The organism is Cedecea sp. B1(4) (assembly GCF_059414925.1).
In genome coordinates this window covers 1-584 of record NZ_JCAHMZ010000095.1, presented here as the reverse complement: position 1 = coordinate 584, position 584 = coordinate 1, and the positions used below count along the sequence as shown (strand labels likewise).

Genomic DNA, 584 nt, shown 5'->3' with positions numbered 1-584 from the left:
CGTCGGTCTCGGTCGGCCTGGGTTCGGCCTTGTAGACGAGCTTGCCGTCGACCTTGATCCAACTGACGAACAGCAGGCGGGCCTTGAGGCTCACACCCTGCTCGCCGGCACGCTTCCCCTTGGAATAGGTGAAGGTGTCGGTCCACAGGTCGCCCAGGCGGAAGCCGATCATCACTTTCTTCTCCGCCTCGACGGCATCGATGCAGCGACGAACCAGGTGCTGCGCTTCCGAACCCGATACGCGCGTGTCGAAACGCACATACGAGACGTCGTCGCTGGGACCGTTCAGAGCCGCGATGTCGCAGGCCAGGAACGCATCGCCTTTCTTGGGCTTCACTTCGCGGATGCGATTGAGGTACCCGAGGCCGGTGATGTGCAGATCGAAATAGGACTTTTCGGTGGAAGTGGTCATGGTGAATCTCCTGAAGGACAAGGTTGCGGAGACACACCCGACCCAGGCGGGGAAGGTGTGGAACCCCCGCGTGGGTTGATGGAACAGCTTCGTGGCATCGCCATCGAGAACCGATGGGCGTTCGCGCATGGATGCCGGTGCGAACTGGAGTGATCAACGCGGTCGGAACCGC

At 61.6% G+C, this 584-nt stretch carries 1 protein-coding gene; it reads right to left on the bottom strand.

Going from position 1 to position 584, the window contains the following annotated elements; translation table 11 throughout:
• On the bottom strand, nucleotides 1–412 hold a 412-nt coding region (locus ACR6JA_RS22220; protein WP_494599560.1), incomplete at its 3' end, for an STY4534 family ICE replication protein.
• Nucleotides 413–584: the final 172 nt, after the last annotated feature.